Origin of the sequence: Sediminibacterium sp. C3 (genome assembly GCF_000508085.1) — a bacterium.
GTDB lineage: Bacteria > Bacteroidota > Bacteroidia > Chitinophagales > Chitinophagaceae > Sediminibacterium.
In genome coordinates this window covers 1,175,989-1,200,413 of the sequence record NZ_KI669560.1, presented here as the reverse complement: position 1 = coordinate 1,200,413, position 24,425 = coordinate 1,175,989, and the positions used below count along the sequence as shown (strand labels likewise).

Genomic DNA, 24,425 nt, shown 5'->3' with positions numbered 1-24,425 from the left:
TAGTTGGTTGTATTCTGATATGAGTAAGTTACTTGTGCTTTTCCTTTTTACCTTTTTTAGTAGTAACCAACACTACACCGTTTGCAGCTCTTGCACCATAAATAGCAGTAGTTGCGGCATCTTTTAATAAATCGATGGTTGCTACATCATTGATGTCTAATCCATACAAAGAGGGAACAATTACTCCGTCAACAATAAACAAAGGGGTACCACCGCCACCAAATTCTGTACCTCCTCTGAAAGTAATAGAAGGGGTGGTGCCGGGTTGACCCGTACGCTGCTGGATTCTTAAACCCGGTGCATTACCCTGCAATACAGTGGCAACGTTTGTGGTTGGTGAATGTTCAAAAGCTTTGGGATTCACTGTAATTACCGCACCGGTGATCTCTTTTCTTTTTTGAGAACCATAACCGGTTACTACAACATCTTCTAACTCAGAAACTACAGCACTGAGCGTTAGATCTACGATAGCACTATTACCAACTACTACTTCCCGGGTAGTAAAACCTACCATAGAGAAAACGAGGGTTGATCCTTCGTTGGCTTCAATGGTAAATATACCCTGAGTGTTGGTTTGGGTTCCCGATTTTTTACCCTTGATGGTAACAGAAACCCCGGCAATGGGTTTGGCATCATCACTCAGGATAGTGCCGGAGATTTTTTTGGTTTGGGCTAACAACACAGTGGAAAGCATTGTAAACAATGCAATCAGGCTGAGTTTAAAGCGATTTACGTTCATGGTAAGCAATTTTTATTTTGGTATTATGTATGACATAAAACTAATAATGTTTTTTATTAACTGCCAAATAAATTTTAACAATTTTATAATATATTGATTTTTAATGCATTACGAGTTATTCGAAAAATCGCTACATTTTTGGTAACTTTGGACTTCGCAAATAATAAGTAATACATAATCTAATGACCCTGGCTTTCATTAAGAATGAAATAAAACCCATGGACACTAGTAGCCTGGTGGACAAAGTGGAAAATAGCCTGGTAGATCTTTTGCAAAAAAGAAAACTATCGGTGGGCGATGTGATTCCAAAGGAAATTGAATTGGCAGAGGCTTTGGGAGTGAGTAGGACCGTAATCAGAGAAGCTTTAACTCGTCTGAGAATAATGGGTCTTATTGAGTCTAAAAAGAAAAAGGGATCTGTGATAACCAGTCCGGATATTTTTGGAATGATGAGCAAGAGTATGAATCCTCATATACTAGCTCCTGAAACATTAAAAGAAATTTTTGAAATCCGATTGGTATTGGAAATAGGCATGGCCGACTTATTATTTCACAGAATTACCAAAGAAGATATTGCAGCATTAAGACAGATTGTTGCGGGTGAACCCCCAGCTACTCAATATCACTTATTTAATATTGAACACGAGATTGCGTTTCACGGAAAGCTGTATGAAATTACAGGTAATGAAACGCTAAAGAAATTCCAGAAAATGTTGCTGCCTGTGTTTGATTTTGTACATAACAGTGGTTTGCTGAAAAAACAGCCCATGCTAAAAACATTCGTTTCACACAATGAACTTGTTGAAATATTAGAGAATGGTTCTCCTGACGAATTCAGAAATGGCATGAGAAGTCATCTGGAGAACCATTTTACCAGGCTGTTTGAATAAATCAATTCAGTTCTTCTATCTCAAAATGGACCCGCAAAGTAAACCCAACGCCCGGACGCCTGATATCAAAATAATTGGTGCCGCTGAAAAGATTTTTCATTAAGACTTCTCTGAATTGGTTATTGTCTAAAATAAGTTCAGATGTGTACGACATTTCAACTTTGTAGTCTTCATCAATTTCGGATAAACTTCCTGCGAACCTTAGTTTGGCTGTTTCAAACTGATTTCTGGGTATGGTAAAAATGGTATTACCGCTATTGGGAATAGTACGTTTCTCTCCCATTGCCAACCGAACAGGATTGGCTGCACTATTGGTTCTTGAGGGAAAATTGAAAAAGTTAACTGAAAAAACCTTGTTACTGGTAATGGCTTCTGCCACCAGTACGCCCAGATACTCTGCCTTGTTTTTAAAGGAAGCATTTGGCACTACTTTCTCGTCATCCGTATCAATATTCAGGGTCTCAATACTTTTTACCATGAAACGAAAACTGGTACTGGTTCTGGTTACATTCAGCAGCTGAGTACTATCGTCATCATCAGGTTTAGGAGGAAGTACAATCGGTCGATTAGATTGAATACTTTGTGGCATAGCTTTAGTAAGATCAATTAGCTTGGGAAAAGAACCCGTACTGGTTCCCGCAGCAGCTCTGAACTCCACACTGTCTAACCTTACAGCAATTGTAGTATACTCGCTGATACTGGGGCTACTTACCCGCACCGCAGGGCTTTGATTGCCGATTGTCCAGTTAAGAGATGCGTGTTTTTCTACTACCGTTAATCGGGTACTGTCGAAATTATTTTTATACAAAGCCAGATAAACGCGCTTGCCTCTTCCAAAAGTTTTGCCATTAATTTTGGTATCGGAAAGACGAACCATGGGCAGCGCAATGATATATCGGTTGAGCGCTGCATCAAATATTTTTGCATCGAAAGCGCTGATATTATTCACGTATACACCATTCTCCATATCAATGCTGATTGGCTTGGTAGGTCGGGCAATAACAGTAAAAGGATCCACCATCTTTAAGGTATTGGCCTCAGGTGTGGCAAAAATCAATTCTCTGGCAATACGGGTGATGCCTGCATCAGGGCCACTGGTATGTTGTAAGGAATTGGTCCACTTGGTGTGTAAACGAAATTGCGCATTGGCTACAAAACCGGCTGAACACAATACGAACAGGATAATTTTTTTCATATCAATGATTTCTGAATTAGAGAATTATAATTTTATGAATTCCACTCTTCGGTTAATGGCTTTTTCTTCCGGTGTTTTATTGGCATTCAAGGGAACGCTTGCACCTTTTCCCTCCGTCTGAATTCTGGCTTCGTCTATGCCGAATCCATAAACCAATCTCATTTTTACCGCTTCTGCACGTTTTTTAGATAAGACCATATTGGCAGCTGCGTCTCCATCGTTATCGGTATGCCCAATGATTTTAACATTCACAGTAGCATTCTCTGACAACACTTTTCCAATATCGGAGAGAATGGTATTGCTCTCAGGCCTTATTTTATCGCTGTTTACATCAAACAAAATTTCATTGGTGGTAAACCTTCCCTCCGTAAGTAATTTATTTCGGGTATCTGCTCCTGCAACTGCATAGCGGAGATTGGTAAGATAGAGATCGCAGTCGTTAAAGAAACTTCTGAAAAAAGCAAATCCGTAGTTGCTGGTTTCTGTAAAGAACCTGGGCACATCAATGATTTTGTCTTCATTCATATACACCCGAAGCCTTCCCTTCTGGCGCCATATAGAAACTTTTACAAACTGCTCCCCCGTTTTTACATCCCACTGTGGCATTTTTATTTGGTTGTCGATTTCTGGTCCGTTGGTAGGATTAATAAATATGCCCGCTTCAGCGGCACCCGGATGCAGATACACGATAGAAGTACCCTTAGAAAAAAAAGCATCTTTCATCAGGTCTTCCTGTATGGTGGTAAAATTTAATCCAAAACCTGACATATTATTGCTGGGGTCAGCATTGATTCCTACCTGAAATTCAATGGTGCAGTTTTCGGGTAATTTTTGCATGGCATCCGGAACAAAAGAGCCATTCTTGCTCAATCTTAACCATTTGCCTTCTTTGTTTTCCAGCTTCACTACTTCGCCACTGGCATTCGTATTCATTTCAGCAGGAAAGTCCCCCACTTCCAGCCGATCAAAATTGTCGAAATACAATTGCTTTTCCCCTGCAATAAAATCGAACTTTCCAAAGGCCCCAACCGATTGCGGGCCGTTTTTTACATTGGGTTTGCGGTCTCCGTTGGCCCCTTCTTCATTCGAATCTTCTTCATCATCACCCTCTTTTTTAGACTTTGCCTTCCCTTTTTCTTGGTTCTTATTATTATCAACATTGGGCTTTTTCTTTTTCTTGAACCAGGCTCCACTGAGTAAACTATCCACTGCCGCATCTGCCTTATCGCCAATTTTATTGCCGATTTTGTCTCCGGTATTTTCTGCTCGTTGTTCTGAAGTAGACTTTGTTTTTTCTGTAATGCGCTTGAACAGATTTTTCTTTTCTTCCTGTGCCTGAACAGCCAATTGAGTAAATAGGCAGCCCAATAAGAACAATAACTTTAAAGAATTCATAATGAAGGTTTTAGAATGGTTACTAGCTTTAGTGTGCCATAGGCAAAAAAGTAAACCCCAAAAAGAGATTATTTTTTTCCGATTTACCTTTTAAGGATATTTACACTAATGATCAACAACAAGTCTTTTGACCTGGAACGTGTGTACACTGAAAATCGGGAGAAGTTCATTGGCTTTGCCCTTGGTTATTCCGTTTCAAAAGAAACAGCCATTGATATTTATCAGGATGCAGTGGTTGCGTTGATGGAACAAATAAAAAAGAACAAACCCATTGCTGTTAAAAGCTCGGTTGCTACATATTTGTTTGCCATTGGCAAATACATGTTGTTTCATTATTTAAAAAAAGAGAAAAGACTTACGGTTGAAATAGAAGATTTACCCGAAATAGAATGGGATTTTATGGAAGCCGCCCAAAAAGAGGAGCAGGTTGGTTTACTGCAATTGTATTACGAAAAGATGGGAGAGCATTGTAAAAAGATATTGCAGCTGTTTTATTACGAAGAGAAAAAACTGGAAGAGATTGTTCAATTGCTGGGATATGAAAATAAAGATGTAGTTAAATCGCAAAAATCAAGGTGCATTAAACAACTCAAAACACTAATTGCCGAACACAATGGATGAAGAATCAAAAATATCAATCAGTATTCACCTGGCGGAAAGAGCCGCTGCTAAAAAGCAATTACAGGCTTTGGAAGCATCTATTGCGGCAAAAAAGAAGCGCTATATCTGGCAATGGGCAACTGCTGCTTCCATTGTTGTTGCTGCCTTATTTACAACCCTTCAGCTTTTGCGTGGCCCCGACTATGATGCCCTTTTCTCTGCTTATTACGAACCCTATCCCAATACCATTGCACCCGTAGAAAGAACAGCCAATTCCGATACCCGCTTATCTCAGGCATTTGCCTACTATGATGGCGGAGATTACGAAAAAGCCATCCAAGCATTTCAGCAATTACAACAAAGCGATCAATGGAAAGACCTGCAATTGTATTTGGGAATTGCTCAAATGGCACTGAACCAAAATGAAGAAGCCAGAAAAAGTTTTGAAGCCGCTATTGCCGCCAAAGGAGAAATGGCTTCCATTGCTACCTGGTACCTAGGGTTATTGTACATTAAATTAGAGCAGCCTGAGAAAGCAAAACCATTGATTCAATCAACGGCAGCAACCGATAACCCATTTGCAGGTAACGCAAAAAAACTGGGAAATGAATTAGGCTTTTTTCCTTAAGCGTATAAAATAGTATACCCCTGTAGCAAGCAGCAACACTGCTCCTATCAATACTACCCAGAACCATGGGCCCGATTGCGCAGAAAGGGGGGCATCATTACCCGTTAGTATAAATCCACTCCAGAAATAAGGATGAGCATACAATGGATATTGGCCTACAAAATCCTGTTTTGCTTTTGACAATGCCGCTGCCTTATTCAATCCCTTATGTAAATTCTGATAAAACAAAACCATAATGGCTGCGGTCTCCTTGTCGGGCACCTGCCATAAACTTACCACTGTACTTTTTACGCCTGCATAGGTAAAAGCCCTGGATAAACTCATCAGTCCTTCTCCCTCCACCAATTTACCCGCACCTGTATTACAGGCACTAAGCACCACCATTTCCAGAGGCATGGCTGTGGTGTACAGTTCTTTTAAATACAAGGGCTTGGCTTGATTGAATAACAGACAGGATTCATTAAAATTATTATCGTACAAAACTGCATGCGTTGCACAATGCAGCATACTGGCTTTGTTGGATTGATCGTAAAAATTTTCTTTGGATGCAGCACTGCCGGTAAAAGCTTCTCCTTGGTAAATTCGGGCTACCTGCTCTGCTTCTGCTTTGGCAAAGGGCAGTTTTGCCAATGATGCTTGTTTAAAAACAGTCGCTGTATAATCAGGAGCAAATGCAGAAAGCTTTGTGTTTTCAGGTGTATTTCTGTTCTTCTGATGCAAGTACCACAAGGAAAGAGAATAGTTGTAAGTGACCGGAAAACTACTCACCAAAAACTGTTTGCTTGCTTCATTGTAGAGACTTTCAAAAGACAAATAATTTAAAAAATTATCGGGAATAATGGTGATTTGTTGCGGTTGAACTCCTTTTACCAGCTGCTCGTACAATGTGGCAGACAAGGGCTTCCAATTGCTATTCGGCTTTTTAATGAGTGTATTGTATGCATTTACTTTTTTAGCCAGTTCTTTTACAGTACCCAGTTGCTGAATGGCAATATCATCATGGGTAATCAATACACGAAATGCATGTTGGGTAGCTACATAATATTTCAGGATGGCTTGTTGAGGTTGCAGCAATTGCATGCAGGCATCTACAGAATAATTGGCCAATGTAAAATTGGTAAATGCTTTTTGCTTTTCGGCTATTTCTTTCTCCAGTTTTTTTATGGCTACTACCTGCTCCTGAATTTTTGTTGAATAGTCTACTGTTTTCCCTTTTTCAATTTGTTCCTGCGACCAAAATTCCTTTTGCTGTTGTTGCCATTGCAGTTCATGCATCAACTTTGCAATCGGGGTATTTTGTTTTAATAACTGCAATTCAAAAGACTTGGCTAAATGAAAGGAAGTATTCTTCTCTATTTGCTCAAGAATTCTTTTTTTAGGTAGATAGGCATTGGGATATTTTTCGATCGCAACAAATAAATATCCTTCCACAATTTTCTTGTGCAGGTTATTCAAGGTACTGTTGTAACTGCCTTTTTTGTAATACTCGCCAAACAATAAGGAAGCAGTTGATACCAGCTTCTCTGCCTTCTCTATATACAGGTGTTTCTTTTGTTGCCGATAGGCTTCAATAAAGATGAGAGCAGAACTGGCGAAAATATTTACATAGCGACTATTATTTAATTGCTTAATCAGTTGTGGGTTGAAACTGAGTATCTGTTGGTTAGGACCAATATGCGTTTGCAACAGAGATAGAATATTCTTTTCTACCATTGCCAGTGCAGGTACGTAATCCTGCAAACTAGCCATATTCATGGCTTTCATGGTTTCTAAACTAAACCGACTCATGCTTGTAGGTGGAAATTGAAAACTCTGCAAGGAAGCTTCCACATGATACAAAGCTTTTTTATAGTTGCCCAGTTCCCGATACTGATTGGCCAGTTTAGAATGCGACAACATGATATTGAATGAGTCTTTCAAAACCATGGCTGTCTGCAAAAAAGCAGTACCTGCCTCGATGCCTGCTGCATGATCGGTTGAACTATAATTGTAATAGTCACAGAGGCTGGAATAACTGGCGAGTAAATAAGACCAGTCAGCATTTTTTTCTTCTGCAGGACTTTGTTTTATTTCGTCCCGGAAACCTTGAATAATGGCGATTGCTTTTACAGGATCTTCTTTTAATCCGGCGGCTATCACTTCCATTTTTCTGAGCACTCTTCTGGCATAGTAATAAACAGGAGAAGCTTCTTTCGTTTTGAATCGGGCCTTAAAATAAGCAGCAAATTTTTGATGGGTTTGTTGCAAACCTTTGCTGTCGTCGTATTCTCCGTAATAGTAATGCAGATTATTATAGGCCGTTACATAGTCTGTTTCCTTAATCTGCGTAAAATGACTTTCCATTATTTCAATGGCTTTCTCTACATAGTCAATTTCTTCTTTCTGATTGCCCAAACTGGAATGACTAAAAGACAATTCCAGATACACCAATGCCTGAAGCGCAATGTCTTTTTTTAATTCTGCTACATGGTTCTTGAGCAGGTCCTGGTACAATTCTATGGATGCCACATATTTTCCTTCTTTGGAAAACTGCAAAGCTTTGTCCATTTTTTGTTGTGCCGTTTGTGCATTGCTTTGAACTTGCTGGGGATGGGCTTTATCAGTAATTGTGGTTGGCTGTTTCTTAAGTGAAGGCGACTGTGAGAATACCGCTGCAGAAAAAACAAAACATACAATTGCAATGGCAAGCCTTATCCGCATTTCATTCTTTTTTTGATTACGCACAAATTAATCAAAAAAAGGGAAGCAAGTGTTATCCTGCTTCCCGTACCCCCGTATGAATCGTAGAAGGGGTAATCCAATCTAAATAATTGTCTTTGTTTACTATTGAAAAATTAGCTTCTGGGTATGCTTTAGCAAAAGCAACCGGAACTTTAGCTTTTGAGTCTTTCCATTTACATTCTAATGCTTGTAAGTGACCATTATTTAATTCAAGTAAATCTATTTCTTGTCCATCATAAGTTCTCCAGAAATAGTATTGAGGTTGATAATTATTGTAACGATTGAATTTAATACGCTCACTTAAAATATATTGTTCCCATAACTGACCAATATCATTTCGTTGATCCAAAGGACTAAAATTGTTTATTAAAGCATTTCTGATTCCATTATCAAAAAAATACCACTTCTTACTTTTAGTAACTTCCTTTCTAAGATTATTACTATATCCTGTTAATGGATAGATGATAAATACTTTAGAGAGTAAATCTAAATAACGTTCAACTGTAGCTTTATTTATTTGTAAATGTGAGGCTAATTCTACTGTACTTACCTGACTACCTAATTGCCAAGCAAGCATTTGCAATAATTTAAAAAGAATATCAGCACCTTTTATATTTTCAAAAGAAAGCAAATCTTTCAACAAATAGCTATTTACCATCTGTTTTAAGTAAGTTTCTTTTTCTTGTGTAGTATTTAAATGCCACAACTCAGGATAACTTCCATAAACAAGTCGCTCTTCTAAATTTTGATTGGTTTCAATAAAATTTTCAATGGTGGACAATTCAACCTGAGCGATTGGGAATAAATAAAATTCAAAATTTCTTCCAACCAAGGGTTCTCCTGCGCTATTTACTAAATCGAAACTGCTACTTCCGGTTGCTATTACTGTAATTCCTTTTACCGTATCAATTAATAGTTTTAAAATTTTGCCAATCTCTGGAATGGCTTGTGCTTCATCTATAATAATGATTTTCTTTCCGCTGGTTAGTTTTTGATAATTTGAAATCGTTCTATTTTGTAAGATGTTTGATATCTGCATATCTTCTCCATGCAATAGCATTGCATCTTTCGAATATTTTTGAACAACCTTTTCTATGATTGTTGTCTTTCCCGTACGTCTTGTACCATACAATAGGATTACTTTTTGTTGTCCAATTTTGGACTCAATTTGTGTTTGTACTATACGAGGAATATCCATATTTATGTAAATTAGGCTAGTCTACTGTCGCAATTTACATGAATTGGGGCAAATAAGGAGTTTTTTATTCCCGTTGGTTTAGTTGCGTTGCCTTTTAGTAAGCTCCGCTAAGAAAGGATTAGCTGATCTACCCTTTGGGTATTCGCAGCTGTGCCCAGCGATTAACTTCGATGATCCCAAAGTGGGGGTAGCAATAAGATGAGAACGGGAAAAACCGGGCACGCAGTGCCCTGGTTTTTTATGCCCCATTTCTCCCTCGGGACTAAAGTCCCGGAATCGAACTGGGGCATAAAAAAACCTGACTTCGTCAGGTTTTTTTCGTTCAATCTTGTTGCAGAGAGGAAGGGATTCGAACCCTCGATACAGTTTCCCGTATACACACTTTCCAGGCGTGCTCCTTCAACCACTCGGACACCTCTCTGTATATGGTTGTTTTATTGGGCTGCAAATATAGGCGCAAATCGGCAGAATCCATAAGGTTTTCAAAGAAACCTATCCTCTAAACAAGGCCGTTGCATTGGCAGTAGTTATTTCTGCTAATTCGGCAGTTGTAATCCCCTTGGCCGCCGATAATACTTCTGCCACGTGCACCAAATACCCGGGTTCATTGCGCTTGCCCCGGTAAGGAACCGGACTTAAATAGGGCGCATCGGTTTCCAGCACCAGGTGCTCTACCCCGATTTTTTCCAATGCCTTGGGCAGACCTGCATTCTTATAAGTTAGCACCCCTCCAATGCCCAGTAAAAATCCCATATTTACAATTTGCTGGGCCGACTCATAAGACCCGCTGAAACAGTGAAAAATTCCCTTCAGCCCCCTAGCCGCAAAGGGCTTTACCATATCAATGGTCTCCTGCATGGCATTGCGGGTATGAATCACAATTGGCAGGTTTTTTTGAACTGCCCATTCCATCTGGGTGGCAAATGCTTCCTGTTGCTCTTTTTTAAACTGGGTATCCCAATAATAATCGAGGCCGATTTCACCAATGGCACAAAAATCTCTTTGTTCCAGCCAATGCTCTACAATGGCCAGCTCCTGTTGTACATTTTCCTTTACATAACAGGGGTGCAATCCCATCATGGCTTTACATACCCCGGGGTACTTAGCTTCCAGGGCCAACATGGCCGGAATGGATTCACTGTCAATGCCCGGTAAATAAAATTGGGTAACTCCGTGCGCCTGAGCCCTTGCTATTACTGCATCTACATCCTCTTTAAATTCCTCTACATATAAATGACAGTGGGTATCGATCCATTTCATAAATCAAAATTCTACTTTTTTTTACTGCATTTAAAATAAAGTTAACAGCACTGCGTTTATATATGCACGAAAGGCAATTAAACCGAAAGAAGAATTTTAAGATATTAAATGAATCCCTGCGAACGTTGAAAAACAGCAGCAGTAACCTTTGTTTTCATAGGGTACGGATTAAAAACAGGCTGGGGTTTCTACCCCGGCCTTCCATTTTTATAGACTTTTAAACTGATAACCCTGCTGCGAAAAATAGTCCAGCATTTTGGGCAATGCATGCGACATTTTAGTGAATGCTTTTTCGCTGTCGTGAAATACCACAATGGATCCCGCTTCGGTATGTTTAATACAATAAGCCAGGCATCCCTCCGGGGTTAAATTGGGATCAAAATCGCCGCTTAACACATCCCACATAATTATTTGTTTATCCAGCTGCTTTGCCTGACTACGGCGGATTCGGCCATAAGGCGGACGGAAAAAAGAACTTTCAATTATTTCTTCCGCCTGCAGTATGTTCTGCAAGTATTGTTCGTCCGGCGTTTTCCATCCATTCAAATGATGCTCTGTATGATTGCCCACGGTATGGCCTTCTGCAATAATGCGCTGATAGATATCCGGATGCTTGCGCACATTTTTTCCAATGCAGAAAAAACTGGCTTTGGCCTGGTATTGTTGCAAGGTATCCAACACAAAGGGAGTGGCTTTTTCGTGCGGGCCATCGTCGAATGTTAAGTAAATGGTTTTTTCGTTACGAGGCATGCGCCAGGTATAGCCCGAAAACCAGGCCCTTAGCCACCAGGGTGTTTTTACCAGATACATGGTGCAAAGATATTCATTAGGGCTGCACGAATGATTTATATTTGCAGCATGGATAAGAAAGTAAGGGTGCGTTTTGCCCCATCCCCTACAGGTGGATTGCATTTGGGCGGCGTTAGAACGGTATTATTTAATTACTTGTTTGCTAAAAAACATGGCGGCGATTTTATTCTGAGAATTGAAGACACCGACCAGTCCCGTTTTGTACCCGGTGCGGAAGAATATATTTTTAATACCCTTGCCTGGTGTGGTCTTACACCTGATGAAAGCCCTGTGCATGGCGGACCTTATGCGCCTTACAGACAGAGCGAAAGAAAAGCAACGTATAAGCAATATGCAGAGCAACTGGTGAAAGCAGGGAATGCTTATTATGCATTTGATACACCCGAAGAATTAGAGCAGATGCGGGTGCAATACAAAACTGAAGAAAATCCCTCTCCTCAGTATAATCATGCATTGCGTATGAAAATGCGCAACTCACTTACATTGAGTGCAGATGAGGTTGCATCATTACTGGCTGCAGGTACGCCCCATGTGGTGCGCATTAAAATGCCTTTGGATGAAACGGTTAGTTTCACAGATATGATTCGTGGTGAAGTGAGTTTTCATACATCGCAGGTGGATGATAAAGTGCTGTTGAAAGCCGATGGCATGCCTACTTATCACTTAGCGGTAGTAGTAGATGATTACTTAATGAAGATCAGCCACGCATTCCGTGGTGAAGAATGGTTGCCTAGTGCACCCGTTCATATTTTGTTATGGAAATATTTAGGCTGGTCGGCCGATATGCCTCAGTGGGCGCATCTTCCATTGATTTTGAAACCCGATGGAAATGGTAAACTCAGCAAGCGCGACGGAGATCGTTTGGGCTTCCCTGTTTTTGCCATGGACTGGACCGATCCTAAAAGCGGTGAAAAAACCATTGGCTTTAAAGAGCGTGGATTTTTGCCGGAAGCTTTTGTGAATCTATTGGCTTTATTGGGTTGGAACGATGGTACCGATCAGGAAATTTTTACCATGGACGAATTGATTCATGCTTTCTCTATGGACCGCGTGCACAAAGGTGGCGCAAAGTTCAATTATGAAAAAGCATTGTGGTATAACCAGGAGTGGATTAAACGCGCTGCTCCGGAACAGCTGGTAGACCAGGTATCTGAAACCCTTGCTGCGGCCGGGGTTAAGGGTTTTGTAAATGCAGGTTTAGGAGGAAGTGATGGCCATCCTGATGGTACGGGAGGTGGCGCTTGGATTGATCGCGAAAAATTGTTGCGCGTGATTCACTTAGTGAAAGAGCGTTGCACTTTGCTGGCAGACTTTGTTCCACAGGCTGCTTTCTTCTTTTCAACCCCTTCTGAATTTGATACAGCTTCGATCCAACCCAAATGGAATGATCAGAAAAATATGTTCTTCATTGAACTCGTAAAAGCGTATGAAAGCAGTGTGGTTTGGGAAGCACAGGATTTGGAAAAAACTTTGAAGGAAATTGCGGCGGCCCAGGATTTAAAACCCGGCGAACTGATGTTGCCATTGCGTATCATGCTGGTGGGTGGTAAATTTGGACCCGGCGTTTTTGATATTGCAGAAATCATCGGCAAAGAAGCCACGATAAAAAGAATTAAAAAAGTGTTGAGTATTTTAGAACATAATTAACCAGTGATATGAACAGACCTATCCGGGTTTTAGTAGCAAAAGTGGGATTAGACGGACACGATCGCGGAGCAAAAATTATTGCCACCGCTTTGCGCAACGAAGGCATGGAAGTCATTTATACCGGCCTGAGACAAACCCCTGAAATGGTGGTGAACGCTGCATTACAGGAAGACGTGGATGCCATTGGCATCAGCATTTTAAGTGGTGCGCATATGACCGTTTTTCCTAAAGTCATTGGTTTAATGAAAGAAAAAGGTCTGAACGATGTTTTGCTTACCGGCGGCGGGATCATACCTGAAGACGATATGAAAGTCCTCAAGGATATGGGCGTGGGTGAACTCTTTGCACCCGGCACTTCTACTACCGATATCGCGAATTATATTAAGGAATGGGTGGCGGCAAATAGACCTTTTTAGAAAGACTGGTAATCCCCAAACTGGCGTATCTTTGCGCCAAATTTAACGAGATGGCTTACCAAACTTTATTGACTGCCCTCGACCAGGGTATTTTCACTATTACCATTAATCGTCCAGACAAATTAAACGCACTGAATCAACAAGTCATGAGCGACTTAAGTGCCGCCATGGATGAAGTGTACAGCAATGCCGAGATTAAATCGGTAATCATTACCGGTGCAGGCCCCAAAGCATTTGTTGCAGGTGCAGACATCAGTGAATTTGTTGGTGCTTCTGTTGCAGAAGGAATGGCCCTCGCTAAAAAAGGACAAGACATCTTTTTTAAGATTGAAAATTCTCCTAAGCCGGTTGTGGCCTGCGTAAATGGTTTTGCATTAGGGGGTGGATGTGAACTGGCGATGAGTTGTCATTTCCGCATTGCATCGAACAACGCAAAATTTGGTCAACCTGAAGTAAACCTGGGTTTGATTCCTGGTTATGGTGGTACACAACGTCTAGTGCAGTTGATTGGTAAAGGACGTGCACTGGAATTGTTGATGAGTGCCGGTATGATTGATGCCGCAACTGCTTTACAATACGGTTTGGTGAACTATGTAGTAGCTCCTGAAGAGTTGATGGCAAAAGCGGTTTCTATATTATCTGTGATTAACGAAAAAGCGCCGTTGGCTGTTGCAGGTTGCATACTCAGTGCCAATGCAGTGTACAAAGAAAATGTAAATGGCTATAGCGTTGAGATTGCAGAGTTTGGAAATTGCTTTGGTACCGAAGACATGAAAGAAGGCACTTCTGCATTTTTAGAAAAACGCAAGGCGAATTTTGGAGGGAAGTAGTTTTCGCGAAACATTAAAATTAAACCGATAAAAACCAATATATGGAATTCAGAATAGAAAAAGATACCATGGGCGAGGTGAAAGTGCCTTCACATGTATACTGGGGCGCACAGACACAGCGCAGTATTGAGAATTTTCCGATTGCGCAGGACATTAATAAAATGCCAAAAGAAATTATTGCGGCATTTGCTTATTTAAAAAAGGCTGCTGCTTTAACCAATATGGAAGCAGGTGTTTTACCCGCTGAAAAAGCAGAATTGATTGGTACTGTATGTGATGAAATATTATCGGGTACTTTAAGTGATCAGTTTCCATTGGTCGTATGGCAAACAGGTAGCGGTACCCAGAGCAATATGAACGTGAACGAAGTGATTGCTTATCGCGGACACGTATTAAAAGGCGGAAGCTTAACCGATAAAGACAAGTTCCTTCATCCAAATGATGACGTAAACAAGTCTCAGAGCAGTAACGATACTTTCCCCACTGCGATGCATATTGCAGCGTACAAAATTTTAGTGGAGACCACCATTCCTGGTATTGAAAAATTACGCGACACATTGGAAGCCAAGAGCAAGGCTTTCATGCATATTGTAAAGATTGGCCGTACGCATTTCATGGACGCTACTCCTTTAACAGTTGGTCAGGAAATCAGCGGTTATGTTTCTCAGTTAAACCATGGTTTAAAAGCCATCAAGAACAGCCTTGAACACTTAAGTGAATTGGCATTAGGCGGAACTGCCGTAGGTACTGGTATCAATACCCCAAAGGGTTACGATGTTAACGTTGCTAAGCATATTGCTGACTTAACTGGTTTGCCTTTTGTAACTGCTGAAAACAAGTTTGAAGCATTAGCGGCTCACGATGCAATTGTTGAAGCACATGGTGCTTTGAAAACTGTTGCCGTTAGCTTAATGAAGATCGCGAACGATATCCGTATGTTGTCTTCCGGACCAAGAAGTGGTATTGGTGAATTGTTTATTCCAGACAACGAGCCAGGTTCTTCTATCATGCCAGGTAAAGTAAACCCTACCCAGTGTGAAGCTTTAACCATGATTGCTGCACAGGTATTGGGTAATGATGTAGCTATTAATATCGGTGGATCTAATGGTCATTTTGAATTGAACGTATTCAAACCTGTTATGATCTACAACTTCTTACACAGCGCGCGTTTAATTGGGGATGGTTGTGTAAGCTTTAACGATAAGTGTGCAGTGGGTATAGAACCTATTGAAGCAAATATTCAGAAGCACGTAAACAATTCTTTGATGTTAGTGACTGCTCTAAACACCAAGATTGGTTACTACAAAGCCGCTGAAATTGCACAGACTGCACATAAGGAAGGAACTACTTTGAAGGAAATGGCTATTAAGCTTGGATACCTTACTGCGGAAGAGTTTGATCTTTGGGTGGTGCCTTCGCAAATGGTAGGGGAGTTAAAGTAAATTGTAATATTCGTAAGGGGTATTTGTCAATTCTCGCTGCCCTCAAATAATAGTTCTTTAAAAAAGAAGTGGATGCCAATTCTCGCTGCCCTCCAATTTTAAAAGAATAAATATTAAAACATGTTTATTCATCAAAATTAAAATTTGAGAAATGCTCGAATCAGCATCCACTTTCTTTATTTATATAATCTCCTATTTATTTTAGCCCCATAAAATTGTCATACCCCTTAATATTATTTCAACTTACTTTTAAGTAAATGCGCTTGGGTGTTTGGCAAATGCTCGAATCAGCATCCGTTTTATATTTAATGAATTTTTAATGAGTGTTGGCTGGATATTTTATGGCTAACTTACATTTCGATTTAAAAGTAGCTCGTGAGATTCATCTTAACCACATTCATTTTAGCGATCTCGTCTTTTCTTTCCTATGGCCAGACATCTTCAGTAACAGTCTCTGGAAAAGTTAAAGTCAAGAATGAAAATAGTCCTGTAGCATTTGCTAATATTCTATTTAAAAATACAAAAGATAGTTCCTTTATTACCGGAACTATTTCGAATGAAGAAGGCAGGTTCACCCTGAACAATGTAAAATCTGGCAACTACCTTTTACAAATTATTCATTCGGGTTTTTCAAACTATCAAAAACCAATACTGATTGGCTCTTTAAGCAATTTCATTGATTTAGGAAATATTGAACTATTGGGCATTGTATCTGATTTAAAAGAAGTAACGGTTAATACTTCAAGAGAGAAATCAGTTGAGCAATTAGATAAAAAATCATATTCAGTATCCTCCAATATTAGTCAGTCTGGTGGATCCGTTTTGCAGGCACTTAAAAATTTACCCGGCGTCACCACTACACAGGATGGCAAAGTTGAATTAAGAGGCAGTGATAAAGTTGCTATACTAATAGATGGTAAGCAATCTGCATTAACGGGCTTTGGAAGCCAATCAGGACTGGATAACCTTCCTGCATCTGCCATTGAACGAATTGAAATCATCAACAATCCCTCAGCCAAATACGATGCCAATGGTAATGCCGGCATTATCAATATTATTTACAAGAAAAACAAACAGGAAGGTTTCAATGGTAAAATTGGATTAGCCGGAGGCTTGGGTGCGCTTTGGCAAAAGAAGGAGAACTTACCTGGCATTCGGCCCCAGTATCAACGAACACCTAAAATCAATCCTTCCATTTCCTTGAATTATAGAAGAAAAAAAATAAATGCATTCTTACAGTCAGACTGGTTGTATACAGAAACACTTAACAAAAACGAATTTTCAACTCGGGTTTTTTCGGATGGAAACATAGTGAATCAGCAATTAAAAAGAAACAGAAATACCCATTTTCTTACCACTAAAATGGGCTTTGACTGGAATGCAAATGAAAGCAACACATTAAGTTTGTCTGCCTTGTATGGAATTGAAAAAATCATTGACAGAGGGGATGAGCCTTTTTTTAACAAAGACTATACGGTCAGAAACAGGCTATGGCAATTTTTAGAAGATGAGCTAAAAACCACTATTGTAGCTGCGGCAAATTTTCAACACAAGTATAAGGAACCTGGCCACTTATACAATCTTGGTATCAATTATACTTTTCACAGAGAAGATGAAAAATATAATTTCGTAAATACTACTTCAACTTTTATAGGACTTGACTCTTTCAAATTATTATCTGATGAGCATATATTGGATGCAAACTTTGATTACGTTAAACCTTTACGCCAAGGCAGACTGGAAACAGGTATCAAATTCAGGTATCGGGACATCCCTACCAATATGCAGTTTAAGCCTGGCATCAATTCACCATTGGATACGGGTGCGGGAGGGGCAGCTACTTACACTGAAATTATTCCGGCTGCTTATGGGACTTATGTATTTGAAAACAAATTATGGGAAGCGGAAGTTGGGCTAAGAGTAGAATATGTTGATTTAAAATACAAGGTAAATCCCAATCACAATACCTATAAAAGCGATGGTTATAACTATACAAAACCATTTCCCAATATGCGGCTTGCTTTGAAATTAGATGATAACAATAAACTATCCTTTTTTTACAACAAAAGAGTAGATCGTCCCAATGAAGTAGATATTCGTATTTTTCCCAAATACGATGATGCAGAAATCATTAAAGTAGGGAATCCGGCTTTAAGCCCTCAGTTTACCCATACATTTGAATTAGGCTATAAGAAGTCTATGTTGAAAAGTTACTTTGTTGGTTCTATTTACCATCGGGTAACCAATGGAACCATTACCAGAATTGCAACACAAGTACCACCGAGCACTTTAATATATACTGTCTTTCAAAATGCGGGGAAAAGCACCAACACGGGTGTAGAATTGATTTTTAATAAAGAATTTTCAAAGGCAGTATCACTGAACAGCAATATAAATGTATATCGCTCAACCATAGATGCATTTACGGTTGTCAATAAATATCCAGTTCCTTCAATTTATACGGCACAGAGAGAGTCTGTTACATCGGGTAATATTAAACTAAACAGCAGTTTCCATCTTCCTAAAAAAGTAGACATTCAAATGACTGCCATTTATCTGGCAGCCGACCTGATTCCTCAAGGAAGAATCAATAGCCGATTCTCCATAGATGCCGGAGTCAAGAAAACACTAACCAATGGAAAATCGGAGTTTTTTATGAATGCAACTGATTTGTTCAACACACTTCGCATTAAGAAAACACTGAACGGAAATGGATTCACATTAGCCAGCAGCGAATATTACGAGACGCAGGTATTCAGAATCGGATACATACACAAGATTTAAGATTAAATAGTAATTGTATCACATAACAAAAGTGTAGAGGAACATACAATAGGCTAGAGCGGTTGTACTGATACTTTTATTAATTAAATGAAAAGGGAGGGATATATGCTGATTCGAGCATTTCTCAAATTTTAGCAAAGCTACTTTTCATGTAACTAAAAATAATTATGCTAAAATTTGAGGGCCGCGAGAATTGGCATATGCCCTCCCTGTTACTAATAATAAAAATATCAATGCACTCTCTTCCCGCCCAGATAAGTTGCTGTAACTTTTGTATTCAGAATATCGGTTTCAGGAACAGACATTAAGTCCTTGTCAAGGATAATAAAATCAGCCTTCTTACCTGTTTCGAGGCTTCCCACTTCCTTATCTAAAAATCCAGCTTTAGCTGCCCAGATGGTCATGCCCTTAATGGTTTCTTCGCGGGATAATGCATTCTCCATTTGAAATCCTTCTGCAGGATAACCTGCTGCATCTTTACGCACAACGGAAGCCAGGAAAGTTTTAAAAGTGGAAATATCTTCTACCGGGAAATCAGTTCCCAATGGAATCCATCCATTCTGCTTCAATAAATCTTTGAATGCATAAGCGCCTTTCATTCTTTCCCTACCCAGTCTGGATTCTGCCCAGTACATATCACTTGTTCCGTGCGTGGGTTGTACTGAAGGAACTACATTCACTTTGCCAAACAACTGAAAATCTTCGGGTGCTACAATTTGTGCATGCTCTATTCTCCAGCGCTTGTCGTTGCCTGGTTGCAAGTATTTGTTATAGATGGTTAAGATCTCCCTGTTTGCACTGTCTCCAATGGCATGGGTACACATTTGGAATTCCGTCTTGCTCAACACATTGGCCAATGAATCGTAATGGCTTTTGTTGCGCAATAAAAATCCTCCCCATCCAGGTTTATCGGAGTAATGTTTTAATAAGCAAGCACCACGGCTTCCAAGGGCACCGTCTGCATATACTTTGAACCCGTTTACGAATAACTTGTCTGTCTTATAAGGACCTTTCTTTAGATATACGTTATAGTTATCCGGATTATCAGAAAGCATCACATACAAACGCATGTTCAATTGATTGTTCTTGTGAAGACCATCCAATAAATCAACATCCTGATGACTTAAACCGCAATCGGTAATAGTGGTTAAGCCCTGAGCAAAACAATTTTTCTCTGCTGTTTTTAACCAGGTCGCCCATTCTTCTTTGGTGGGTGCAGGTATTTTGGCATAAACGGCTGCATCTCCATTGTCAATCATCACACCAGTCAGCTTGCCATTGATGGTTTCAATTTCTCCACCGACAACCTTGTCACCTGGCTTTATGCCTGCCAGTTCTAAGGCTGCTGCATTGGCAATGGATGCATGTCCGTCTACCCGTTGAATTACTACTGGCGTTTTGGGGAAGTATTGATTTAGCAATTCGTTGGTTGGAAATTTCTTCCCAGGCCATTTATTCTGATCCCATCCTCTGCCCTGTATGAATTTAATTTCCGGATGTGCTTTAGCAAATGCAACTATGCGGTCAACGGTTTCTTCCCAGGTGCTGGTATTGTACAACTCCACCTGAAACAAAGAAGATGCATATCCCAGGAAGTGGGCATGTGCATCAATAAATCCAGGATACACCGCTGCTCCTTTGGCATCTACTACACTGTCCGCCTTGTATTTACCAGTGATGTCATCATTGGTTCCGGTTGCTACAATTTTACCATCTTTAATAGCCATGGCTTCCACCACAGTAAAGGCAGAATCTACGGTATAAATTTTAGCATGGTGTACAATAGTATCCACTTTATTTGAGTTGCACGCAGTTAGCGCTGCAACAAAAAGAAGGAAGAATATCTTTTTCATTTGTATTTTTTAGAACTGATTAATTTGATTCCAGGGCAATAGGTTTTGATTGGGCTTTATTTCATCGGCTTTCTCTCCCCCGTAAATTAATAAAGTATTGGCATCCGGATGGTATTTGTTCCAATGATTTAACCCCTTTAGCATTGACGAATCAACCTTTTTAGAAGATTTAATTTCCACAGCAAATAGTTCATCGTTTTTATGAACGAGTAAATCAACTTCATTTCCAGTGCTGTCTCTATAAAAATACATGGGCTTTGTATCCCCCTCATTTATTCGGTTTTTTTGAATTTCAGAGATAACCCAGTTTTCGAAAATAGCCCCGTATTGAGGGTGTTTTCTAAGTTGTGTTTTATGCTGTATTCCCAACAGATAACATAATAATCCTGTATCATGAAAATACAATTTGGGACTCTTGATTAACCGCTTATTCGCATTGTTAAACCAGGGTTGCAATTGATAAACCAGGAAACTACTTTCTAATAAACCCAACCAGGAATATATCGTTTTTGTATCAACACCTGTCCCTTTTGCCAAAGCTTCTCTATTGACCAACTGTCCTGCATAATTGGCGCATAAAAATACAAACCGACTAAAAGTGGCTAAATCATTGATGTTTTTAAGCAGACGAATATCACGTTGCACATAGGTTTGCACATAACTTTCTAACCAGACGGTTGGCTGTAACTTTTCCTGCCATATTTCCGGATAGCCCCCATTTATTATTAGCTCATCAACTGTTTCTGAAGGCAAACCTGCTGACAATATTTCCTCAAAACTCAGCGGCAATAAAGACAAATATCCAGCTCTCCCTGCTAAAGATTGCGACACCTGTTCCTGGAGTAAAAAGTTATTAGAGCCCGTTAATATGTACTGGCCACGTTGGGTATTTTTATCCAGCATTTCCTGCAGATACCTGAATATTAAAGGCACTCTCTGCACTTCATCAAATATGGCTCCCTTGCTATAAGTTTTTAAGAAAATCTCTGGATTTTCCAGAAAGGCTACTTGAGTAGAAGGAGTTTCAAAATTGACATAGGGCTTGTCTTTAAACAGCATCTTACTCAAAGTAGTTTTACCACTTTGCCTTGGTCCTGTAATACATAAGGCCCTGAACTGACTTAATTTAAATTCAGCCTGAGCAAAAATCTCCCTTTTAATCAATTTTGCCATATCGCCCTGTTTTGATAACAGAATCAAACTCCAGATTTACAAAAATATGCAAAAATGGAATCAAACTCCAGATTTGCAAATATATGTAAAAATGGAATCAGACTCCATTTTTGCAAAATTTTGCAAAAATGGAATGGGCGTATTTTAAAAAATCTGCGTCTTATCGCTTACATCCGCATTGGTTACAACTGTGTTGTGCTGCACTTCTTCGGGTCTGTTGAAAAACTTATTCTGGAAAATCAAAATTGCAATTACTCCTGTTGAAATGGCCATATCTGCCACATTAAACACGGGTCTGAAAAATTCAAACTCTTCCCCACCTACAATGGGAATCCAGCTTGGATAATGAGAATTGGTGATAATGGGGAAATACAACATGTCTACCACTTTCCCATGAAACAGCCCGGCATAGCCACCGCCAGCGGGCAAAAATGTGGCAACGTTCTGTGTAAAAGGATTGCTGGCTTCAAAAATTAATCCGTAAAAAAGACTATCAATCAAATTGCCCAAGGCTCCGGCATAAATTAAAGCAGCACAAATAAGGAAACCCTTATGCTGTTTCTGGCGGATAAAATTCCGGATTAAAAAACTACCCCAGATAACCGCTGCTAGACGGAACAAAGTCAATGCAATTTTACCAAACTCGCCTCCGAATTTCCAACCCCATGCCATTCCTTCATTCTCAACAAAATGAAGTCTGAACCAGGTGCCCAATACATTGTGTTCTTCACCGGTATAGTAGTTCAGTTTAATATAGAACTTAGATCCCTGATCAATCAGCAGAATGGCGAGTATTAGAAGTATAATCTGTTTTGCTTTCACGGCTTAATTTTATCGTAAAAACAAAGATAAGGTGCAGTTATAGTATAAAATCATAAATCTGAACCGCCCGATCTGGAAGTATCTTTTTTAGTGGTGTCTTCCACAATCTGCACCGGAGTAGCTGTTATGGTGAATACTTCATTAATTTTTTGCATATCCCCGCAATTGGTATCTGCACGTTTCAATGCTAGCGAATACCTTCCTGCTGGAATATTGTCAAAATGACCCGTTGTATTACTGTACACCTGATTGTTCACCAGATTTGTAAGAATGTATTGCAGCGATAATTTACTGTCTGTTGCCGCAAAGTGTAATACCCCATTCTTGGCGTCTTCACTGGTTGCCGGAATATTCTTCGTCAATTTTACTTCTGCCTCCAGAACCGATTCTTCTATACGTAGTTTTCTTTCGATTGGTTTACAAACATCGCTGTTGTTAGAGTAAACCAAAACAGTGTATTCACCTGCAGTCAGGTTGCTAAACAACCAGGTTGGGTTATTGGTGAAATCGGTCTTAACAATTTCCTTTTTGGTTTCTGTCTTTGTTAATACATATCGGAAAGGTCCTACCCCCTGAGTAATATTCACGGTAAATGATCCGTTTGGAGTTTCAGTACAACTGCTCTTAACAATATTGGTTACATTTATTTTAGCAGCTACCGGTTCGGTAAGGGTTGCTGAAAATTCTATTTTGTTGTTGCAGGAGTCCAATACCTGAATTACATATTTTCCTGCTGGTAGCCCGGTAAAACTAACTTCTCTGTTCTTAATCACCAGATTTCCTGCATTAGGTAAGATAGTAGCTCTCAGCGCTGCTGGATTACCACCGCCGACAGTTAGCGTAACCGATCCGTCTGACAGACCATTACAGGTTACAGGATTTATTTTTTTGGCACCTTCAATTAAGGCAGGGTGCTCGTTCACTACTACCGGATAACTCACATTGCACACCCCCTGATTCTGATCGTCATTGGTTAAAATCAATTGGTATTGTCCTTTTGCTATGCCTGTAAACTGAGCAGTGCCATCTGTTGATTTTACTACTTTATCAGTGGGTTTCAATTGCAGTGCATATTTTTCAGTATAGCCCTGAATATTTTTTATGTTCACGACTCCTTCAGACAAATCTTTACAGGTGTTGGCAACCGAAATATCGCTTAATTGCAATGTGGGTGCAGCGGGCATAAAAACAAAACTATTCTCTGCTGGCATCCCCAGTTCTGATCCCACCATTAAAGATACCCTTACCATGATTTTCTGATTGGCAACGGGCTGTGCTTTTAACACATCCCCCATGCTTACTTGAACTTCTGGTGAAGATGTTGTGGTTAATAAACTCCAGCTGCCAGATCCTTCCAGCTGATACTCCCATTTGTACAATACATCTTCCTTATTGGGCAATAAAGAAGCACCAGTGGTTAATTTTACTTTGGTATTGCTGCAATACTTACCGGTTGGATTGTCCATCACAACAGCATCTGCCGATGGCAAAGAATATTTTACCGTGTACTCTATAGAAAAATTACCTCCTGCAGTAGTCGCCGTCATTTTACTGGAAGAAACCCCTGGCTTAATGGTTTTTAAATCAATCGTCCATTCGCCAAATTCATGCATTTTATCTTTATTGAACAAACCACTGCCATCAAAATCACAATCTCCCTTCTTTTTGTTCTTTTCAAAAGCTTCCATCTTTAACCCAATGGCCGATCCGCTGCCCAAATCCCATTCTATGGGTAGCAAGGGATAATCGACCATTGCATCCATTTGTTTAAAATCGACTAAGTGCAAACAATTAAATCCCTCCGAATCTTTTGGATTCAATAAGGCATTATTTTGTTTGTTGAAGAATTTAATTCGGGGGTCAGTTCCGCTTTTATTTGAATATTTCAAATGGACATCGGTTACCTGAATATTTACCTGAATTTTCTTTTGGGCACTTGCCGGCTGGTATATACCAACCATGCACAGCGCCAATGATAAAAGTTTTATCACCTTCATGAAGTTTCTTTTCTTTCCAGCCTGG

The 24,425-nt window shown here is 39.8% G+C and carries 19 protein-coding genes and 1 tRNA gene; 8 read left to right on the top strand and 12 right to left on the bottom strand.

Annotation, left to right across the window (positions count from 1 at the left end; all coding sequences use genetic code 11):
* Positions 1-28: 28 nt before the first annotated feature.
* Positions 29-739 carry a carboxypeptidase-like regulatory domain-containing protein gene (locus F777_RS17890; RefSeq protein ID WP_152530864.1) on the bottom strand — a complete coding sequence of 237 codons (711 nt, stop codon included), beginning with the start codon at positions 737-739 and terminating at the stop codon, positions 29-31.
* A 182-nt stretch (positions 740-921) separates the two neighbouring features.
* On the opposite strand from F777_RS17890, the gene F777_RS0105555 reads away from it, so the two are divergent.
* Entirely contained in the window at positions 922-1,629 is a 708-nt protein-coding gene (locus F777_RS0105555; RefSeq protein WP_026751173.1) for a FadR/GntR family transcriptional regulator, read from the top strand.
* A gap of 1 nt (position 1,630) precedes the next feature.
* Here F777_RS0105555 and F777_RS0105550 read toward each other — a convergent pair whose 3' ends face one another.
* On the bottom strand, positions 1,631-2,824 hold the full coding sequence (locus F777_RS0105550; protein WP_026751172.1) for a hypothetical protein: 1,194 nt from the start codon (positions 2,822-2,824) through the stop codon (positions 1,631-1,633).
* Between the two features lie 24 nt (positions 2,825-2,848).
* Positions 2,849-4,219, bottom strand: coding sequence for an OmpA family protein (locus tag F777_RS15835; protein ID WP_081720471.1), 1,371 nt, complete (start codon positions 4,217-4,219; stop codon positions 2,849-2,851).
* Positions 4,220-4,327: 108 nt separating this feature from the next.
* Between F777_RS15835 and F777_RS0105540 the strand changes: the two genes are divergently transcribed.
* Positions 4,328-4,840, top strand: a complete 513-nt coding sequence (locus F777_RS0105540) for an RNA polymerase sigma factor (RefSeq protein ID WP_051408455.1) — start codon at positions 4,328-4,330, stop codon at positions 4,838-4,840.
* Positions 4,833-5,447, top strand: a complete 615-nt coding sequence (locus F777_RS0105535; protein ID WP_026751170.1) for a tetratricopeptide repeat protein — start codon at positions 4,833-4,835, stop codon at positions 5,445-5,447. The genes F777_RS0105540 and F777_RS0105535 overlap by 8 nt, the downstream gene beginning before the upstream one ends.
* Here the strand turns inward: F777_RS0105535 and F777_RS0105530 are convergent.
* The 5 genes from F777_RS0105530 to F777_RS0105510 all read right to left on the bottom strand — a co-directional run bounded on the left by F777_RS0105530 (position 5,430) and on the right by F777_RS0105510 (position 11,436).
* The gene (locus F777_RS0105530; protein ID WP_026751169.1) at positions 5,430-8,147 is read right to left on the bottom strand and encodes a CHAT domain-containing protein; all 2,718 of its coding nucleotides are present in this window, start codon (positions 8,145-8,147) and stop codon (positions 5,430-5,432) included. The genes F777_RS0105535 and F777_RS0105530 overlap by 18 nt on opposite strands.
* A 52-nt stretch (positions 8,148-8,199) precedes the next feature.
* Positions 8,200-9,366: an ATP-binding protein gene (locus F777_RS15830; protein ID WP_051408454.1), complete on the bottom strand. Its 1,167-nt coding sequence runs from the start codon at positions 9,364-9,366 to the stop codon at positions 8,200-8,202.
* Between the two features lie 334 nt (positions 9,367-9,700).
* Positions 9,701-9,787 (bottom strand) — tRNA-Ser (locus F777_RS0105520).
* A gap of 71 nt (positions 9,788-9,858) precedes the next feature.
* A complete protein-coding gene (locus F777_RS0105515) occupies positions 9,859-10,626 on the bottom strand; it encodes a TatD family hydrolase (RefSeq protein ID WP_026751168.1) in 768 nt (255 codons plus the stop codon).
* Between the two features lie 207 nt (positions 10,627-10,833).
* Positions 10,834-11,436 carry a polysaccharide deacetylase family protein gene (locus tag F777_RS0105510; RefSeq protein WP_026751167.1) on the bottom strand — a complete coding sequence of 201 codons (603 nt, stop codon included), beginning with the start codon at positions 11,434-11,436 and terminating at the stop codon, positions 10,834-10,836.
* 48 nt (positions 11,437-11,484) lie between these two features.
* Between F777_RS0105510 and gltX the strand changes: the two genes are divergently transcribed.
* From gltX to F777_RS0105485, 5 genes are all read left to right on the top strand, one after another.
* Positions 11,485-13,083, top strand: a complete 1,599-nt coding sequence (gltX, locus tag F777_RS0105505) for a glutamate--tRNA ligase (RefSeq protein ID WP_026751166.1) — start codon at positions 11,485-11,487, stop codon at positions 13,081-13,083.
* 8 nt (positions 13,084-13,091) lie between these two features.
* A complete protein-coding gene (locus F777_RS0105500) occupies positions 13,092-13,499 on the top strand; it encodes a cobalamin B12-binding domain-containing protein (RefSeq protein WP_026751165.1) in 408 nt (135 codons plus the stop codon).
* A 50-nt stretch (positions 13,500-13,549) separates the two neighbouring features.
* Positions 13,550-14,329, top strand: a complete 780-nt coding sequence (locus tag F777_RS0105495) for an enoyl-CoA hydratase/isomerase family protein (protein ID WP_026751164.1) — start codon at positions 13,550-13,552, stop codon at positions 14,327-14,329.
* A gap of 41 nt (positions 14,330-14,370) precedes the next feature.
* Positions 14,371-15,771, top strand: a complete 1,401-nt coding sequence (fumC, locus tag F777_RS0105490) for a class II fumarate hydratase (protein ID WP_026751163.1) — start codon at positions 14,371-14,373, stop codon at positions 15,769-15,771.
* A gap of 375 nt (positions 15,772-16,146) precedes the next feature.
* Positions 16,147-18,555, top strand: coding sequence for a TonB-dependent receptor (locus F777_RS0105485; protein ID WP_026751162.1), 2,409 nt, complete (start codon positions 16,147-16,149; stop codon positions 18,553-18,555).
* Between the two features lie 230 nt (positions 18,556-18,785).
* On the opposite strand, the gene F777_RS0105480 is transcribed toward F777_RS0105485, so the two are convergent.
* The 4 genes from F777_RS0105480 to F777_RS0105460 all read right to left on the bottom strand — a co-directional run bounded on the left by F777_RS0105480 (position 18,786) and on the right by F777_RS0105460 (position 24,400).
* The gene (locus F777_RS0105480; RefSeq protein ID WP_026751161.1) at positions 18,786-20,408 is read right to left on the bottom strand and encodes an amidohydrolase; all 1,623 of its coding nucleotides are present in this window, start codon (positions 20,406-20,408) and stop codon (positions 18,786-18,788) included.
* Positions 20,409-20,417: 9 nt separating this feature from the next.
* Positions 20,418-21,581 (bottom strand): ATP-binding protein, encoded by a 1,164-nt coding sequence (locus F777_RS0105475; protein WP_152530863.1) that lies wholly within the window; start codon positions 21,579-21,581, stop codon positions 20,418-20,420.
* Between the two features lie 144 nt (positions 21,582-21,725).
* Positions 21,726-22,403, bottom strand: a complete 678-nt coding sequence (locus tag F777_RS0105465) for a lipoprotein signal peptidase (RefSeq protein WP_026751159.1) — start codon at positions 22,401-22,403, stop codon at positions 21,726-21,728.
* A 50-nt stretch (positions 22,404-22,453) separates the two neighbouring features.
* The gene (locus tag F777_RS0105460) at positions 22,454-24,400 is read right to left on the bottom strand and encodes a SprB repeat-containing protein (protein ID WP_152530862.1); all 1,947 of its coding nucleotides are present in this window, start codon (positions 24,398-24,400) and stop codon (positions 22,454-22,456) included.
* Between the last annotated feature and the right edge of the window lie 25 nt (positions 24,401-24,425).

What these genes read in the sequence shown, in the direction of transcription:
- F777_RS17890 (WP_152530864.1), bottom strand. Translation starts at nt 739, where the DNA reads ATGAACGTAAATCGCTTTAAACTCAGCCTGATTGCATTGTTTACAATG.
- F777_RS0105555 (WP_026751173.1), top strand. Translation starts at nt 922, where the DNA reads ATGACCCTGGCTTTCATTAAGAATGAAATAAAACCCATGGACACTAGT.
- F777_RS0105550 (WP_026751172.1), bottom strand. Translation starts at nt 2,824, where the DNA reads ATGAAAAAAATTATCCTGTTCGTATTGTGTTCAGCCGGTTTTGTAGCC.
- F777_RS15835 (WP_081720471.1), bottom strand. Translation starts at nt 4,219, where the DNA reads ATGAATTCTTTAAAGTTATTGTTCTTATTGGGCTGCCTATTTACTCAA.
- F777_RS0105540 (WP_051408455.1), top strand. Translation starts at nt 4,328, where the DNA reads ATGATCAACAACAAGTCTTTTGACCTGGAACGTGTGTACACTGAAAAT.
- F777_RS0105535 (WP_026751170.1), top strand. Translation starts at nt 4,833, where the DNA reads ATGGATGAAGAATCAAAAATATCAATCAGTATTCACCTGGCGGAAAGA.
- F777_RS0105530 (WP_026751169.1), bottom strand. Translation starts at nt 8,147, where the DNA reads ATGCGGATAAGGCTTGCCATTGCAATTGTATGTTTTGTTTTTTCTGCA.
- F777_RS15830 (WP_051408454.1), bottom strand. Translation starts at nt 9,366, where the DNA reads ATGGATATTCCTCGTATAGTACAAACACAAATTGAGTCCAAAATTGGA.
- F777_RS0105515 (WP_026751168.1), bottom strand. Translation starts at nt 10,626, where the DNA reads ATGAAATGGATCGATACCCACTGTCATTTATATGTAGAGGAATTTAAA.
- F777_RS0105510 (WP_026751167.1), bottom strand. Translation starts at nt 11,436, where the DNA reads ATGTATCTGGTAAAAACACCCTGGTGGCTAAGGGCCTGGTTTTCGGGC.
- gltX (WP_026751166.1), top strand. Translation starts at nt 11,485, where the DNA reads ATGGATAAGAAAGTAAGGGTGCGTTTTGCCCCATCCCCTACAGGTGGA.
- F777_RS0105500 (WP_026751165.1), top strand. Translation starts at nt 13,092, where the DNA reads ATGAACAGACCTATCCGGGTTTTAGTAGCAAAAGTGGGATTAGACGGA.
- F777_RS0105495 (WP_026751164.1), top strand. Translation starts at nt 13,550, where the DNA reads ATGGCTTACCAAACTTTATTGACTGCCCTCGACCAGGGTATTTTCACT.
- fumC (WP_026751163.1), top strand. Translation starts at nt 14,371, where the DNA reads ATGGAATTCAGAATAGAAAAAGATACCATGGGCGAGGTGAAAGTGCCT.
- F777_RS0105480 (WP_026751161.1), bottom strand. Translation starts at nt 20,408, where the DNA reads ATGAAAAAGATATTCTTCCTTCTTTTTGTTGCAGCGCTAACTGCGTGC.
- F777_RS0105475 (WP_152530863.1), bottom strand. Translation starts at nt 21,581, where the DNA reads ATGGCAAAATTGATTAAAAGGGAGATTTTTGCTCAGGCTGAATTTAAA.
- F777_RS0105460 (WP_152530862.1), bottom strand. Translation starts at nt 24,400, where the DNA reads ATGAAGGTGATAAAACTTTTATCATTGGCGCTGTGCATGGTTGGTATA.